The organism is Caulobacter sp. SLTY (assembly GCF_009905535.1).
In the GTDB taxonomy this organism is placed as follows: domain Bacteria; phylum Pseudomonadota; class Alphaproteobacteria; order Caulobacterales; family Caulobacteraceae; genus Caulobacter.
Window position 1 is genome coordinate 26,452 of sequence record NZ_JAAALA010000018.1, and the last position, 14,932, is coordinate 41,383.

Sequence of the window (14,932 nt, forward strand, 5' to 3'; positions counted from 1 at the left end):
CCCAGGGCGGCTCCCGGACGCCATCTTCCGGCGCAGTGCGTTTGGGGCCTGGAGCCGAAGTCTTGGGAATATTGCCAACCGTGATCCGCCAGCCGGCCGCCAAGGTCTGGCGCGAGCGGATCCGGCCCTTCACGGGTAATTTCGATGGCGAGCCCGACTTCCTGGTCATCGGCGCCCAGAAGGCCAGCACGACCTGGCTGTCGCACCTGTTCACCCAGCAACCGAGCCTGCTGAAACCCAAGATCAAGGAAATTCACTATTTCAACCGGCACTACGACCTGGGCCCCCGCTGGTACCGGTCGCATTTCGCCAGTTCGGAACAGGCCGAGGCGCGGGCCCTGGAAACGGGTCTGACCCGGCTGCTTCGCTATGAGGCGACGCCGGATTACCTGTTCGATGCCGGCGCGGCGGCCCGAATCGCCGCCGACCTGCCCAAAGCCAGGCTGGTGGTGCTGGTGCGCGACCCGGTCTGGCGCGCGGTGTCGGGTTACAACCATATGGTCCGGGCGGGGCTGGAGAAGCGGTCGCTGGAGTCCGCGATCCTGGGCGAGGACGAGCAGCTGGAACAGGCACGGCGCACCTCGCCCGAGGCCTACCGGCACGCGCTGGAATTCCATTCCTACGTGGCGCGCGGCCTCTATTTCGATCAGATCCAGCGCTACCGGTCGCACTTCGCCGATCGCGACATCCAGGTGCTGGTCTACGAGGAGCTCATCGCCGACCCGCAGGCCGGCCTGGAGCAGCTCGCCACCTTCCTGGACGTGCCTCTGACCCTGCCGGCGCGCGTCACCGCCCAGAATGTCGGCCGCTACGAGCGCAAGGTCGATCCCGGCATCGAACGGTACATCCGCGACGCGACCGACGCCGACACCACCGCCCTGTTCAGCGCCCTCGGGCGGCCTCGGCCCTGGTGATCGCAGCCTGGTAAGCCTCGATAAGGGTCTGCGAGACCCGCTCCCACGACAGCGGCCCGGCGGCCGCCTCCAACGCCGCCGCCTTGGCGGCGGCCAGTCGGGCCGGATTGTCGATCAGCCCTTGGATGGCGGCGGCAATGGCCTCGTCACCCTCCTCGGCCAGGACGATGGCCTGCGGCGCCACCCGCGCGATCTCGCGATTGCCTGCGGTGGGGGTGGCCACCACCGCAGCTCCGCCCAGCAGGGAGTGGAACACCTTGTTGGTGATGGTCAGGTCGCGGCTGGCCGGCGTCGGCCGATCCAGGGCCAGGCCGATATCGTGCTCGGCAATCCGCGACAGCAGGTCCGCCGGCGCTGTTGTGGGGTGGAAGAACAGGCTGTCCCGCCGCTCCGGCGCCAGCCGCAGGCGGAGGGACTCCTGATATTCGGCCGAGCCGTCGCCCCGGATGTGCAGCTCGACCTTGCCCCGAAGCCGGTCCAAGGCGTCGATCAGGGGCTCCAGCCCCCTCCCCGGCCCCGTCGTCTGGGACACCCAGTGCAGGCTGACCGCGTCCGGGTCGCGCCGGTCGAGCCGCTTGCCGTCGATGCCCTGGCGGTCGGACCAGCGGAAGGCGTTGTAGATCGTCAGCGGCGGCCTGGCGCCATGCTCGGCCGCCAGGGCGCCGGCCAGGGCGTCGGAGGTGGTCGAGGTCACCGCGGCCCTGTGCAGGGCCAGGTCCTCCAGCGCGCGCAGGCGACGGATCGGCCGTTCCCTTTGCGCCGAGGGGAGCAGGTCGCGGGAGTACCAGTCCTCGAAGTCGACCGAGCACAGGGCGCCCCGGCGGGTCAGGCGGTCGAGCGCAACCAGGCCAACCTCCAGGTGACAGCTGTAGAGATCCGCCTTCACCGCCTCGGCGGCGCGGAGGGTGGCCTCCACCGAGTAACCCAGGCTGCCGTCCAGCTGCAGGCCCAGGCGGCTGACCGCCGCTATGGACAGCCGCCGCTCCAGCCGGCTCCACTGACGGACCAGGGGCGAGGCGGCCGGCAGGTCGGGGACGGTCACCCGCGGCCAGGGCCGGGCGGCCAGAAGGCCCTCATCCCGCGCCTGGTCGGCGGGGATCAGGGATGGACCGACCACGGTCACCCGGAACCCGGCGGCCGCCAGGGCGTCGGCCTCCTTAACCAGGCGCGGGTTGCGCCAGATGTGGGCGCCGGTGATCAGGCAGACGTGCCGCGGGGCCGGCATCAGGCGGCCCTGTTGAGCAGCAGAACACGGCGGGCCAGGCGCCCGCCCGGGAGCAGGCCGCAGAGCGTATTGAGGCCCTGAGCGTCAAGGAAGCGGATCAGCGCCAGCATCAGCAGAGACGTCGCGCCGCCGGTGACCACCAGGGTCACGATCGGCCGGGCCGCTTCGAAGGCCAGGAACCAGCCACCCGCCGCGACCGCCAGGCCGACGACGGTCAACACCAGGCCGGGCAGAGCCGCGGCGACCAGGTCCGACAGCGCCACGAGCCCGCCGCGCACCATCACCGCCAGCATGCCGGCGGCGACCAGCGTCAGCACCACGCCCAAGGAGATCACATAGGTCTGCAGGTCGGCGACCAGGAGGGCGATCAGGCAGGCCAGGTTGGCGACTATAATCACGATGTCATAGATCAGCGTCCGCCTGGCGCCTTCGTTGGTCAGCACCACCAGCTTGACCACGTGGTAGAGACAGGCCGCCGTCGCAGCCAGCAGCATGGGCCGCACCATGGGCGCCACGGCGTCCCACTGCTGGCCGTAAAGGGTGTGGATCGCCGCCCGTTCGGCCATGGCCAGGGTGACCGCCAGGGGCGCGGTGGTCCACAGCCCGACCTTGAGCAACAGGCCGGCGGCCCGGCGGGCCTCGGTCGAGCGGGGCTCCATCCGGGCGAGCGTCGGATAGAGGACCGCCATCACCTGGTCCGAGATCCAGCTGGCCGCCAGCTGGGCCAGGCCCCGGGCGCGGATGAACACCCCAAGCGGTCCAAACCCGGCGAGCAGCGACAGCACGATGCTCTCGATGGCGGTCTGGGCCGCGATCAGCGCCCCGCTGGTGGTGCGAAGCAGGCCGAAGACGAAGGCTTCGCGATAGCCCTTCCAGCTGAACCGCCAGCCCCGCGGGCAGTCCTTGTCGAGCAGGAAGCCGATCACCAGGGGCACCGGCACCAGCAGGTTCTGGGCCAGCAGGGCCCAGACCCCGTGGCCCATCCAGGCCAGCAGGGAAGCGACCGCCGCATAGAGCACGAAGGACCACATCTGCAGCCCGCGCAGCGTGCGCCACTTCAGGGCGATGCGCAGATAGGAGGAGTAGTAGTACCGCGGGATGTTGATCAGCATCGCCAGCGAGCCGACGTGCACATAGACGGCGATCGGCTGGTACTGCGGCATGAAATGCATCACCAGGGCGATGATGTTGCAGACCACGAACAGCAGCCCGTGCAGCATGATCCCGAAAGCCAGGTGCGGGTAGTAGTCCTCGTCCGTCGGCGCCTTCTGATGGAACAGGTGGGCCGAGAAGGACTGCATCGAGAAGGACAGCAGCAGCAGGATCACCCCGCTGACCACGCCGTACTGGCCGAACATCTCCGGGCTGATCAGTCGGGCCAGCAGCAGCGACAGCAGGATCGAGCCGGCCTTGGTGCCGAAGGCCAGCCCCGCGCCCCAAAGCACCGTATCGCGCGTGGCCTTGCGGTCGATACGCTCCTGCGACTCGTCCGGGCCCGACATCAGCCGGCCAGTTCGTGCCAGCGCCAGGCCGAGCGCAGGATGTTGTCGATATCGGAATTGACCGGCGACCAGCCGAGCACCCGGCCCGCCTTCTCCGACGAGGCCACCAACGAGCCCGGATCGCCCGGGCGGCGCGGGCCGATTTCCCGGCGGATGGGGCGGCCGGACAGCTGCTCGACCTTGTCGAGGATTTCCTTCACCGACAGCCCGTGGCCTGTGCCCAGGTTGAAGGCGTCGCTTTGCCCGCCGTCCATCAGATGGTCGATGGCGCGGACATGGGCGTCAGCCAGGTCCAGCACGTGGACGTAGTCGCGCACGGCGGTGCCGTCGCGGGTGTCGAAATCGTCCCCGTTGATCCGGAACACCGCGTCCGGCTGCATCGCCGCCCGGATGGCCAGCGGGATCATGTGGGTTTCCGGCTCGTGCTTCTCGCCGATCTCCAGGTCCGGATCGTCACCGGCGGCGTTGAAATAGCGCAGCGCCACCGACCGCAGGCCGTGTGCGACGCCATAGTCGTGCAGCATCTTCTCGCCGATCAGCTTGGACCAGCCATAGGGGTTGATCGGCGACTGCGGGTGGGTCTCGTCGATCAACGGCGCCTGCGGCTCGCCGAAGGTGGCGCAGCTGGAGGAGAACAGAATCCTGCCGACTCCGGCGGTCGTCATTCCGGCCAGCAGGTTGTTCATCCCGGTGACGTTGGTCTCGTAGTAGGCGCCCGGCTGCTGGATCGACTCCCCGACGTAGGCCAGGGCTGCGAAATGGGCGACGATGTCCGGCTTGGTCTCGGCGATGGCCCTAGCAATGGCGTCGGCGTCGCGGATGTCGCCCTCGATCAAGGGGCCGAAGCGGACGAACTCGCGCCAGCCGCGCGACAGGTTGTCGAACACCACGACGGTCCAGCCCCGCGCCGCGAAGGCCTTGCAGCAATGGCTGCCGACATAGCCGGCGCCGCCGGTGACGAAGACGGTGCGGCTCATTCAGGTTCTCACAGGCGCACGCCGTTGAGGGTGCGGTAGGGGGCGGCGGCCAGTCGCTCGCGCACGGCGGCCGGCTCGCGGACATAGAGCATGTTCGACACCCGATAGCCGAAGGGCCTGGCGGCCAGCTCGCGGGCGAAGGGGTCGTAGTACATGGCCTCGAAGCCGAAGGCGGCGAACCGCTCGCGGATGTCGGGGGTTTCCAGCTCGGTCTGGATGGCCAGCAGCGAGGGGGCGGCCAGCACCGCGGCGGCGCCTTCCAGCACCTGCTCCTCGAACCCCTCGACATCCAGCTTGATCATCGTCGGGGCGCCGACGCCCTCGACGTCGTCGAGCCGGCGGACCGGCACGATCCGCGCCTCTTCGCCCTCGGCGGCGACGCGGTTGATGGTGTCACGCCCGACGGTGAAGGCGATCTCGCCGTTGGAGGGGCCGAGCGCCACCTCTTCCACCCGCGCCAGGGATTGCAGGCCGTTAAGCGCCAGGTTGCGGCGCAGGGATCCGGCCGTATGCGGATCGGGTTCGAAGGCGATCGTCCGGGCGCCGCAGGCCTTGGCCGCCAGCACGCTGTAGCTGCCGACATTGGCCCCGATGTCGAGGAACAGGTCGCCCGGCCGCAGTAGGTGCAGCAAGAAGCCCATCTCGGTGAATTCATGCAGGCCGCAATAGATGTTGCCGGTCGCCCCGGTCATGCCCCGCCGCACCGCCAGCCGGGCCTCGCCGATCCAGGGCACCACCACCTCGGGCGCCAGGCGCGAGCGCAGTTGCCAGTCGGCGAACCGCGCCAGCGCCGCTACCGGCCGGCCACGGTTCATCGGATGGGAGAGGATGAACCCAAGGATCGCGTCCAGTCGCAATGCCGCTCGCCCCTCTTTAACGCCACTCGTCGCGATGGCCGCGACCGTCCCCACCCTGGACGCCAGTCTCTAGGCGATCAGGCAGAGCCCGCCAACACCGATGTTGCGGTGCGAGACAATTGAGCCGCCGATTGTCGGGACGGTGAAAATCATGCTGTCTGTCGCGCCTGCCGGGGATCGGGGCTCGGCGCGCGGGGCGAGTGGGGGCGAGATGAAGCTGCTGAAGCTGGAAGCCATGCGGGGGTTCGCCGCCCTCTATGTGGTGCTGCACCATGTCGTGCCGCACGACCTGACCTTCCAGGGGATCGAGGTCGGCCATCTGTTTCGCTTCGGCCAGGAAGCGGTGATCCTGTTCTTCCTGGTGTCCGGTTTCGTGATCAACTATTCCTACACGATGGGCCGGGACAAATCGTTCGGGCTGTATTTCTTCAATCGCGCCACCCGCATCTACATCCCATTGCTGGTCATCTACGTGATGGGTTACGCAATCGAATGTTTCCGGGTCGCGGGTCTTGCAGATCCCAAGCTCAAGGACCTGCTGCTCAACGTCCTGATGCTCCAGGACATGGCGGCGTTGAAGCCCAACGTCATCGTCTCGTCCTACATGCACAACACACCGCTGTGGTCGCTGTCCTACGAGTGGTGGTTCTACATGCTGTTCTTCCCGATCGTGACCATCATCAAGACCCCGCGAACCGCCGGCTACTTGGTCTTCGGCCTCTCCATCGCCGCCGCCCTGCTCTACGTCGTCTGGCCCACCTTCGCGCCGCGGCTGTTGATGTACATGGCCATCTGGTGGGCCGGGGCCCATCTGGCCCAGGCCTATATGGACAAGGCCGGCAGGATCGGTCTCAAGGACTTCCTCGCGCCCGTGGCGGCCATCGGCACGATCTGCGCCGTCCTGGCGGTGGACAACCTGCTGCATCGCGCGGCGGGCGGGGCGCTGACCTTCGGCGTCCACCCCTTCCTGGAACTTCGCCACTTCGCCTTCTCGCTGGTGGTGCTGGTCGGGGCCTATGTCTGGATGAAGGCTCGGTGGGTGTTGTTCGACCGGGTGTTCGGCCTGTTCGCCCTGGCCGCGCCGATCTCCTACAGCGTCTATATCAGCCACAAGTATCTGGTCGCCAACGCCACCTACCTTGCCTTCCTGAACAGCCCGATCCTGGAGTTCGTTCTCTACAGCGCAGTGATGGTGGCCTTCTGCATCGCCCTCGAAATCTATTTCTATCCCTGGGTCCGCCGCGCCCTGCGCCCAATGGTCTTTCGGCAGGCCGCCGAGTCCCAGAGCGCGAGCGGCCGCAATACTGGTTGAGCCTCGTCAGGGGTCCGGAAGAGCGGCTGTCGCATCTTTGCGCGGCGCCCGGATTCTGGTCGGCGACGGAGCAAGGCGCTGGCGAACGTTATCGCAAAAGGCTAAGGCGAGGAGACAGATCGTCGCGCCGTTGGTGGCCGTCCGAAGCTTTGCGCTTGCAAAGGTTTAGAGGGCGCCGGCCGGCGGGGGCGCCGGGCGTATTCCGGCAGGTGGCGTTGCAAGCAGGATTTGGGAGTAACAATGGTTGACGAGACGCGACAACTCGGCGGCGGGTCCAACGATCGCAATTCGCCCATTGTTGTCCTTCGCAACGCCGGTCTGCCCGACGCGCGCCTGGCTGGACTGAACGTCGCCGGCCCTGATGACGGCGAAGACGATGGCTTCGACTTTGCCCGTTATCTGCACATTCTGCGGAAGCACTGGCTGGTGATCGTCGCCTCGGTGGCCGTGGCGGTCGCCATTGCCGTGGCCCTGACCCTGACGACCCAGAAGATCTACACCGCGAGCGTCACCCTGCAGATCGACAAGGAGTCGGCTCAGGTGATCAACGTGCAGGGCATTGAGCCGCGCGAGACGACCACCTACGACGAATTCTTCCAGACCCAGTACGGCCTGATCAAGAGCGAGTCGCTCGCGGCCCGGACTGTCGACCGCCTCGGCCTCGTCAACGACCAGGCCTTCCTGACCGCCATGGGCTTCACCACCGGCGGATCCAAGGCGGCGCTCCGCGAACGGATCATCGAGCGGGTGGTCGGCAGTGTCGACGTCGCCCCGATCCAGCGTTCCCGACTGGTGCGGGTGACCTTCGCCAGCCCGGATCGCCAGATCTCCGCGCGGATCGCCAACGCCATCGCCGAAAATTACATCGGCTCCAACCTGGACCGCCGGTTCGAGTCCTCCTCCTACGCCCGCAAGTTCCTGCAGGAGCGGATCGACGAGACCCGCGTCAAGCTGGAGGAGAGCGAGCGTCGGCTGGTGCAGTACGCTCGTGAGCAGCAGATCATCAACATCCCGACAGGCGGCAGCAGCAGCAGCAGCAGCGGCGAGGCGGGTAGTTCGGGTGGTGGCCAGCAGAACACGCCGCTGGCGGCCACCAGCCTCAGCTCGCTGAACGAAGCCCTCACCATGGCCCGCGCCGAGCGCATCCGCGCCGAACAGCGCTGGCGCCAGTCCCAGGCCAGCGGCGGGGCCGGCATCCTGAACCCGGCCGACAATGCCAACATCCAGCAACTTTCGCTGAACAAGGCCAACCTCGAGGCCGAATACCGCGAAAAGGGCGAGTCCCTGCTGCCGGATCACCCGGACATGCTGCGCCTGCGCGCCCGCATCACCGAGCTGGAACGCCAGATCCAGAACGAGACCAACAACTCCCGCAGTTCCAGCGAGCAGTCGCTGCGCGCCCAGTACGAGGTGGCCCTGCGCCAGGAACGGTCGTTCGAGGCCCAGGTCAACGCCCTGAAGGGCTCGGTGCTCGACGCCCGCGACCGGGGCATCCAGTACGACATCTTCCAGCGCGAGGTGGACACCAACCGCAGCCTCTATGACGACCTGCTGCGGCGCTACAAGGAAGTCGGCGTCTCCGGCGGGGTGACCAACAACAACATCTCGATCATCGACCGCGCCAAGGTTCCGAAGTTCGCCTCCAAGCCCCAGCCGCGCCAGAACCTGATCACCGCCGTGTTCGCCGGCCTGCTGATCGGCATCGGCCTGGCCTTCCTGCTGGAGTTCATGGACGAGTCGATCCGCTCGCCGCAGGACGTCGAGAACAAGCTGCGCCTGCCGTTGCTGGGCTCGATCCCCAAGCTGGCCAAGGGCGTGCTGCCTATGGACGCCCTGCAGGACGTCCGATCGAGTTTCTCGGAAGCCTACTACTCGCTCCAGACCGCCCTGCAGTTCTCCAGCGACAAGGGCATGCCCCGGAACCTGGCCGTGGTCAGCGCCCGGCCTTCGGAAGGCAAGTCCACCAGTTCGCTGGCCCTCGCGCGGAACCTCGCCCGCCTCGGCGGCCGGGTGCTGCTGATCGACTCCGACCTGCGCAATCCGTCGCTGCACCGCCTGATCGGCGTCGAAAACAGCCGTGGCCTGTCGAACTATCTCAGTGGCGGGTCGGACATCGAGGACTTCGTCTCGGTGACCAACCAGGCCAACCTTTACTTCATGCCGACCGGCCCGCTGCCGCCGGACCCGGCCCAGCTGCTGGCCAGCGGCCGGCTGGTCGACCTGATCCGCGAGACCGGCAAGCTGTTCGATGTGGTCATCTTCGACGCCCCGCCGGTGATGGGCCTGGCTGACGCCCCGCTGATCGCCTCGCGCGTCGAGGCCGTGCTGATGGTGGTCGAATCGGGCCGCACCGGCCGCCGGGTGGTTCGCGCCGCCCTGGCCCGCCTGCGCACCGCCAACGCCCGCGTGCTGGGCGTGGTGCTGACCAAGTTTGACGCTCGCACCAGCACCTACGGCTACGGCTATGGCTACGGGTACGGCTACGGGTCGAACTACGACTACACCTACGGCAGCAAGCCGATCGAGGATAAGTCCGGCGGCAAGCGCAAGGCCTGACCATGGCCAGTGGCCTGTCCCCGCGGGCCATCGGGCTGGCGGCCGGTCTCGGCGCCGTCGGCCTGGGGCTGGCCGGGCTGATCCTGGTCCGCGCGCCGGCCCAGCACGCGGCCGCCGCCGGGCTCAGCGACAGCGTGGCGCTCAGCCAGTTGTCGGCGCAGCGCCAGGCCCTGGCCCGCGGCGAACGTCCCGCGGCCATCGCCGCCTCAGCCCGTGACATCCTGAACGCCGCGCCGCTGGAGGCCGGGGCCGCCAGCCTGCTGGCCCTGAGCCTGCCCCAGGACCGGCGGGGTCCGCTGATGGAGGCAGCCGCCAGCCTGAGCCACCGTGATGACAGGGCGGATCGCTGGCTGTTCGAGGATGGCATGGCGCGGGGCGAATACGCCCAGGCCCTGCGCCACGCCGACGCCCTGATGCGCCGCCAATCGCCGGACGAGCGGGTCGAGGTGTCCCGGCGGATCCTGCCCTACATGGGCCGACCGGCAGCTTTCGCCGCCACCGTTGACCGGCTGGCCACCTCGCCCAGCTGGCGAGGCAGTTTCCTGACCCAGATGATCGCGCTGGGCGAGGACACCGACGACTCGTTCCGGATGCTGAAGGCCCTGCGGGCCACCGCCGCGCCGCCTACGCCCAGCGAGCTGGCCCAGTTCCTGCGCAGGCTGGTCGCCGAGCGCCGCTTTGCCGAGGCGCATCGGGCCTGGGTCGCCCTGGCCCCGGCGCAGGAGCGCGCCGGCCTCGCCCTGCTGGCCGACGGAGAGTTCGACGGCGGCAAGCCAACGCCGCCGTTCGGCTGGAACCTCGATTCCGCCACCGCCGGCTACGGCGAGATGGTTCCGTCCGAGGGCGGATCCGGAAAAGCTTTGCGGGTCAGCCACGACGGCCGCTCCCGCCAGTGGCTGGTGCGCCAGCTGGTGGTGCTGCCTCCCGGCGTCTATAGCCTCAAGGGACAGGTGCGCACCCCATCGGAGCTGTCGGCCGACAGCATGGGCTGGACCGTGATCTGCGAGGGCGCCGCCGAGCCGCTGCTGCTGGTTCCGGCCCCAACCACCGGCGGTGGGTGGAAAGACTTTTCCGCCACCTTCACCGTGCCGGCCGAAGGCTGCGCCGCCCAATCCCTGGTTCTGAATTCCCGCCCCCGTGGCGGCACGACTCCCGTGGAAGTCTGGTACGACGCCCTGGTCATCGAGCGCGCCGATGCCGGCTGACCCTCGTCACCGCCCCCGCTGGACCGGCCTCGCCTTCTTCGGTGCGACCGCCGCCCTGCTGGCCCTTTGCCTGTTGATCGGCGGCGCGAGCCGGCTGAACGCGGTCCAGCTCACCATCCTGGAACTGGCCAGCCTGCCCCTGCTCGGCTGGGCCCTGTGGCGGGTGACCCTTGAGGGTCTGTGGCCCACCCTCAAGGTCCCGGGGCTGATCCTTCTCGGTGTCCTGGCCGTCGCAGCCGTCCAGCTGATCCCCCTGCCTCCCGGCCTGTGGAGCAGTCTCCCGGGCCACGGCGAGGCGGCGGACGCCCTGAAACTGGCGGGCCTGGAGGTCGGCTGGCGCCCGCTCAGTCTGACGCCGGACCTGACCGTCACCCACCTGCTGTCTCTGCTGCCGGCCATCGCCCTGTTCCTCGCCGCCGTCCTGCTGCGCGCCTCGCAGCAGGCCTGGCTGATGGCGCTGATCGTGCTCTTCGCCCTGGTCAGCCTGGCGCTGGGCGTGGCGCAGACCATGGCCGGTCCGGAGAGCGGCCTCTACCTCTACCCCTTCGCCAACCGCGACAACGCCGTCGGCCTGTTCGCCAACCGCAACCATCAGGCCTCGCTGATGGTCGCCGTCCTGCCCCTGGCCGCCGCGGCTGTGGCGGTCGCCAAGGGCCGAGGCGTTCGGCCTCTGCCCCTGTGGGTGGCGCTGGCGGTCGTCTTCCTGCTGATCATCCCCTTTGTGGCCGTTCTGAAGTCACGGGCCGGCGTCCTGCTGCTGGTTCCCGGCCTGCTCGCCAGCCTGGCCATCCTCTGGCCCCCACGCGGCGCCCTTCCCGGCATCGAGCGGCGCGGCGTGCTGGCCCTGGCGGCGGTGATCGTCGTTGGCATGGTCATCGGCGGCGCCTTCGCGCTCGGTCCGCTGCTCGAACGGTTCGCGGACAATCAGGAGGGCCGGCTGCTGTCCGGCCCGATCGCCGCCCGCGCCGCCTGGGACCTGATGCCGTTCGGCGGCGGCCTGGGCAGTTTCCGCGACATCTACGCCGGGGTCGAACCGCTCGACCTGATGGCCGTCAGCTATTGGCAGCATGCCCACAACGACTTTCTGCAGATCTGGCTGGAGGCGGGGGTTCCCGGCCTGATCGTGGTGGTGCTGTTCCTGGTCTGGTGGGCCGGGGCCGGCATCGGGGCCTGGCGGGCGCCGAGCGACGATCGGGTGATCCTGGCCCGCGCCGGCGCAGTGGCCCTGGGCCTGATGCTGGTCCACTCGTTCGTGGACTATCCGCTGCGCACGCCGGCCATGATGGCGGTGTTCGCACTGGCCTGCGCCGCGCTGGCGACGGCCGGGCGCCGGTCGCGCCGGAGTGGGGGGTAGAATGCTGTATCCGATCATCATGTGCGGCGGCGCCGGCACGCGGCTGTGGCCGGCCTCCCGAACCGAAAGGCCCAAGCCCTTCATCGCCCTGGCCGGCGAAGCCCCGCTGTTCGCCCGCACCCTGGACCGCCTTCGGGCCCTGGACGGCGCCGCAGAGCCGCTGATCATCGCCGGAGCGCCGCACGCCGGCCTGATCGAAGAGGCCCTCGCAGAGGCCGGCATGCGCGGCGACATCGTCATCGAGCCGGAGGGCCGTGACAGCGCCCCGGCCATGGCCGCCGTCGCCGCTCTGGTGGCCGACCGCGACCCGGATGGCGTCTGCCTGTTCCTGTCCGCCGACCACCACATTCCCGACCCGGCCGCCTTCGCGCGCACGGTCGAGACCGCGCATCGCCAGGCGCTGCTGGACGGCATCGTCACCCTGGGCACGCGGCCCAGCAGCCCGTCCACCGCCTACGGCTACATCCGTCCCGCCGGCGGCGAGGGCGCCGTCCGGCCGGTCGATTCCTTCGTCGAGAAACCCAACGCCGAGCGGGCCGCCCAGCTGATCGCCGAGGGCTGCCTGTGGAACAGCGGCATGTTCATCTGCCGCGCCGCCGTCCTGCTGGAAGAGCTCGACCGCTATGCCCCGGCCATCGCGACCGCCACCCGCGCCGCCGTCGACCAGGCCCGCCGCGAGGGCCCGGCCCTGTTGCTCGGCCAAGTGTTCCGCACGGCGCCGAAGATCTCCATCGACTTCGCGGTGATGGAACAGACCGACCGCTGCTTCGTCGCTCCAGCCGACTTTGCCTGGTCGGACCTGGGAGCCTGGGACGCAATCTGGGCCGCCGCCACACGCGACGCCGACGGCAACAGCCTGTCCGGCGCCGCCGTGGCCAACCGCTCGACGGACTGCCTGGTCCAGGCCGCGCCGGGGATGACCGTGGCCATCGCCGGGGTGCGCAACCTCGCGGTCATCGCCGAGCCGGGCAAGGTGATGGTCGCCGACCTCTCCGAGACCGACGTGAAGGGCCTGGTCGGCCGGGCCGAGGCAGCCGCCCCCGCCGCCGCGCCGGACCTCCCTGCCCTCGCTGCCCGGCTGGGCCGCTGGCTCGACACCGCCGCCCTCCCCCTCTGGTGGTCTCTCGGCGCCGACCATCGGCGCGGCGGGTTCGAGGAGCAGATCGACCTCGACGGCCGCCCCGTCGCCGCCCCCCGCCGCCTCCGCGTCCAGGCTCGCCAGACTCACGTCTACGCCCGCGCCGGCCTGTCCGGCTGGACCGGACCCTGGGAAGCCGCCGTCGCCCACGGCCTGACCAGCCTGGCCCAGGCCTACCGCCGCCCCGACGGCCTCTACCGCGCCGCCGTCGATGCCGCTGGCGGGGTGATCGACGACGTTCCGCAGCTGTACGACCAGGCCTTTACCCTGCTGGCCCTGGCCAGCGCCGCCGCCGCCGGCGTCGATCCGGCGGCTCGCGAGGCGGAAGCGCTGAGCCTGTTGGCCGCCATCGACACCGCCTTTGCCCACCCCGCCGGCGGCTGGCGCGAGGCGGGCGCCCGTCCGTTCCAGTCCAACGCCCATATGCACCTTCTGGAAGCCTGCCAGGCCTGGGCGGCCGTCGGCTCGGCGCCGGTCTGGCGCGCGGCGGCCGACCGCATCGTCGAACTGGCCCTGCCCCGGTTCATCGACCCGGCCGGCGGCTTTCTGCGCGAGGCCTTCGACGCGGACTGGACCCCCGCCCCCGGCGCCGAAGGCCGGATCGTCGAACCCGGCCACCAGTTCGAATGGGCTTGGCTGCTGCTGCAGCAGAGCCCGGATCACGCCGAGGTGGCCGCCCGCCTCTATGCAGCCGGCGCCGCGGGGGTCGATCCCTGGCGCGGCGTCGCCTGCGACGAGATCGACACCGACCTGCATCCGGTCCGCTCCAGCGCCCGCCTGTGGCCCCAGACCGAACGGCTCCGCGCCGCCCTGGGCCTGGGCCGGCACGAGGACGCAGTCGCCGCCGCCGGCGCGCTGCTCAGCTATCTGGATGTCGAGATCGCCGGCCTGTACCGCGACAAGCTGGACCTCACCGGCCGCTTCCGCCAGGAGCCGGCCCCGGCCAGCTCGCTCTATCACATTGCCGGCGCGATTGAGGTCCTTAGACGCTGCTAGAGCGTCGCCGACTTCCGCCGGATCCCGCAGCGCTGGCAGGTGTGATAGTTTTCGCGGCTCCGACTCTTGGCCCAGAGGTGGCCGAGCGCGAGGCAGCGGATGAAAAGCAGCAGATTCGGCATGGGCCCTCCCCCGAGGCTCGGACCCTTACAACACCCGAGCGACGGCTTTGTCACGCCGCGACTGGCCGACAGGCGGGAAATCTTTATTTCTGCTCAGCGCGGAAGCGCGAACATTGGAAATGTTCAAGCAATCCAAAGTTGATGGATCAGATCCACTCGCCCTGACCCATCGCCGTCCGGGCCTCAGTCCTTGGCGCGCTCGTAGTAGCTGCCGTCTTCCAGCAGCACGACCACTCGGGTGCCGGCCGAGATATAGGGCGGGATCATGATCCGGGCGCCGTTGTTCAGGATCGCCGGCTTGTAGGACGAAGAGGCGGTCTGGCCCTTCATCGCCGGCTCGGTGTCGACGATCTCGAAGGTGGCGCGGGCCGGCAGCTCGATGGCCAGCGGGTTGCCCTCGTGCAGCGACAGGAAGACGCTCATGCCCTCGGTCAGCCAGACACCCTTGTCGCCGACGGTATCTTCCGAGACCACGTACTGGTCAAAGGTCTCGGGGTTCATGAAGTGATACCCCTCGCCGTCCTGATACAGGAAGGTGTGCTCGCGCTCGTCGACGAAGGCGCGCTCGACCTGCTCGGTGGTGCGGTAGCGTTCCGAGACCTTCACCCCATCGGTGATGCGGCGCATGTCCAGCTGGGTCACCGGCGTGCCCTTGCCGGGGTGGATGTTCTCGACCTGCAGCACGACGTAGAGCTTGCCGTCGACATCGACGACCGAACCTTTGCGGAGCGAGCTGGCGGCAACCTTGGGCATGGTAGTCCTCGTGGCGGCGGA

Annotated in this window: 11 protein-coding genes; 6 read left to right on the forward strand and 5 right to left on the reverse strand. The window is 69.3% G+C overall.

Translation table 11 applies throughout. The features are described from left to right. The first annotated feature begins 80 nt into the window (after positions 1-80). Complete coding sequence (locus GVN21_RS11825; RefSeq protein ID WP_166574952.1) at positions 81-914, forward strand: sulfotransferase domain-containing protein; 834 nt, start codon at positions 81-83, stop codon at positions 912-914. Here the strand turns inward: GVN21_RS11825 and GVN21_RS11830 are convergent. Genes GVN21_RS11830 through GVN21_RS11845 form a run of 4 tightly spaced genes read right to left on the reverse strand, consistent with a single transcriptional unit; the run spans position 883 to position 5,475 of the window. Continuing rightward, on the reverse strand, positions 883-2,139 hold the full coding sequence (locus GVN21_RS11830; protein WP_166574953.1) for a glycosyltransferase: 1,257 nt from the start codon (positions 2,137-2,139) through the stop codon (positions 883-885). The genes GVN21_RS11825 and GVN21_RS11830 overlap by 32 nt on opposite strands. Then, the gene (locus GVN21_RS11835; protein ID WP_166574954.1) at positions 2,139-3,641 is read right to left on the reverse strand and encodes an oligosaccharide flippase family protein; all 1,503 of its coding nucleotides are present in this window, start codon (positions 3,639-3,641) and stop codon (positions 2,139-2,141) included. Before GVN21_RS11835 ends, GVN21_RS11830 begins: the two co-directional genes overlap by 1 nt. After that, on the reverse strand, positions 3,641-4,618 hold the full coding sequence (gene galE / locus GVN21_RS11840) for a UDP-glucose 4-epimerase GalE (protein WP_166574955.1): 978 nt from the start codon (positions 4,616-4,618) through the stop codon (positions 3,641-3,643). Before galE ends, GVN21_RS11835 begins: the two co-directional genes overlap by 1 nt. Before the next feature lie 8 nt (positions 4,619-4,626). Then, positions 4,627-5,475, reverse strand: coding sequence for an FkbM family methyltransferase (locus GVN21_RS11845; RefSeq protein WP_166574956.1), 849 nt, complete (start codon positions 5,473-5,475; stop codon positions 4,627-4,629). Between the two features lie 151 nt (positions 5,476-5,626). Between GVN21_RS11845 and GVN21_RS11850 the strand changes: the two genes are divergently transcribed. From GVN21_RS11850 to GVN21_RS11870, 5 genes are all read left to right on the forward strand, one after another. Next, complete coding sequence (locus GVN21_RS11850) at positions 5,627-6,787, forward strand: acyltransferase (protein ID WP_166574957.1); 1,161 nt, start codon at positions 5,627-5,629, stop codon at positions 6,785-6,787. Between the two features lie 240 nt (positions 6,788-7,027). After that, positions 7,028-9,343: a polysaccharide biosynthesis tyrosine autokinase gene (locus GVN21_RS11855; protein WP_166574958.1), complete on the forward strand. Its 2,316-nt coding sequence runs from the start codon at positions 7,028-7,030 to the stop codon at positions 9,341-9,343. Between the two features lie 2 nt (positions 9,344-9,345). After that, on the forward strand, positions 9,346-10,548 hold the full coding sequence (locus GVN21_RS11860) for a hypothetical protein (protein WP_166574959.1): 1,203 nt from the start codon (positions 9,346-9,348) through the stop codon (positions 10,546-10,548). Beyond that, positions 10,538-11,902, forward strand: a complete 1,365-nt coding sequence (locus GVN21_RS11865) for an O-antigen ligase family protein (RefSeq protein ID WP_166574960.1) — start codon at positions 10,538-10,540, stop codon at positions 11,900-11,902. The genes GVN21_RS11860 and GVN21_RS11865 overlap by 11 nt, the downstream gene beginning before the upstream one ends. A 1-nt stretch (position 11,903) precedes the next feature. Then, the gene (locus GVN21_RS11870; protein ID WP_166574961.1) at positions 11,904-14,036 is read left to right on the forward strand and encodes an AGE family epimerase/isomerase; all 2,133 of its coding nucleotides are present in this window, start codon (positions 11,904-11,906) and stop codon (positions 14,034-14,036) included. Between the two features lie 305 nt (positions 14,037-14,341). Here the strand turns inward: GVN21_RS11870 and efp are convergent, their stop codons facing one another. Next, positions 14,342-14,911: an elongation factor P gene (gene efp, locus GVN21_RS11875; protein WP_166574962.1), complete on the reverse strand. Its 570-nt coding sequence runs from the start codon at positions 14,909-14,911 to the stop codon at positions 14,342-14,344. Positions 14,912-14,932: the final 21 nt, after the last annotated feature.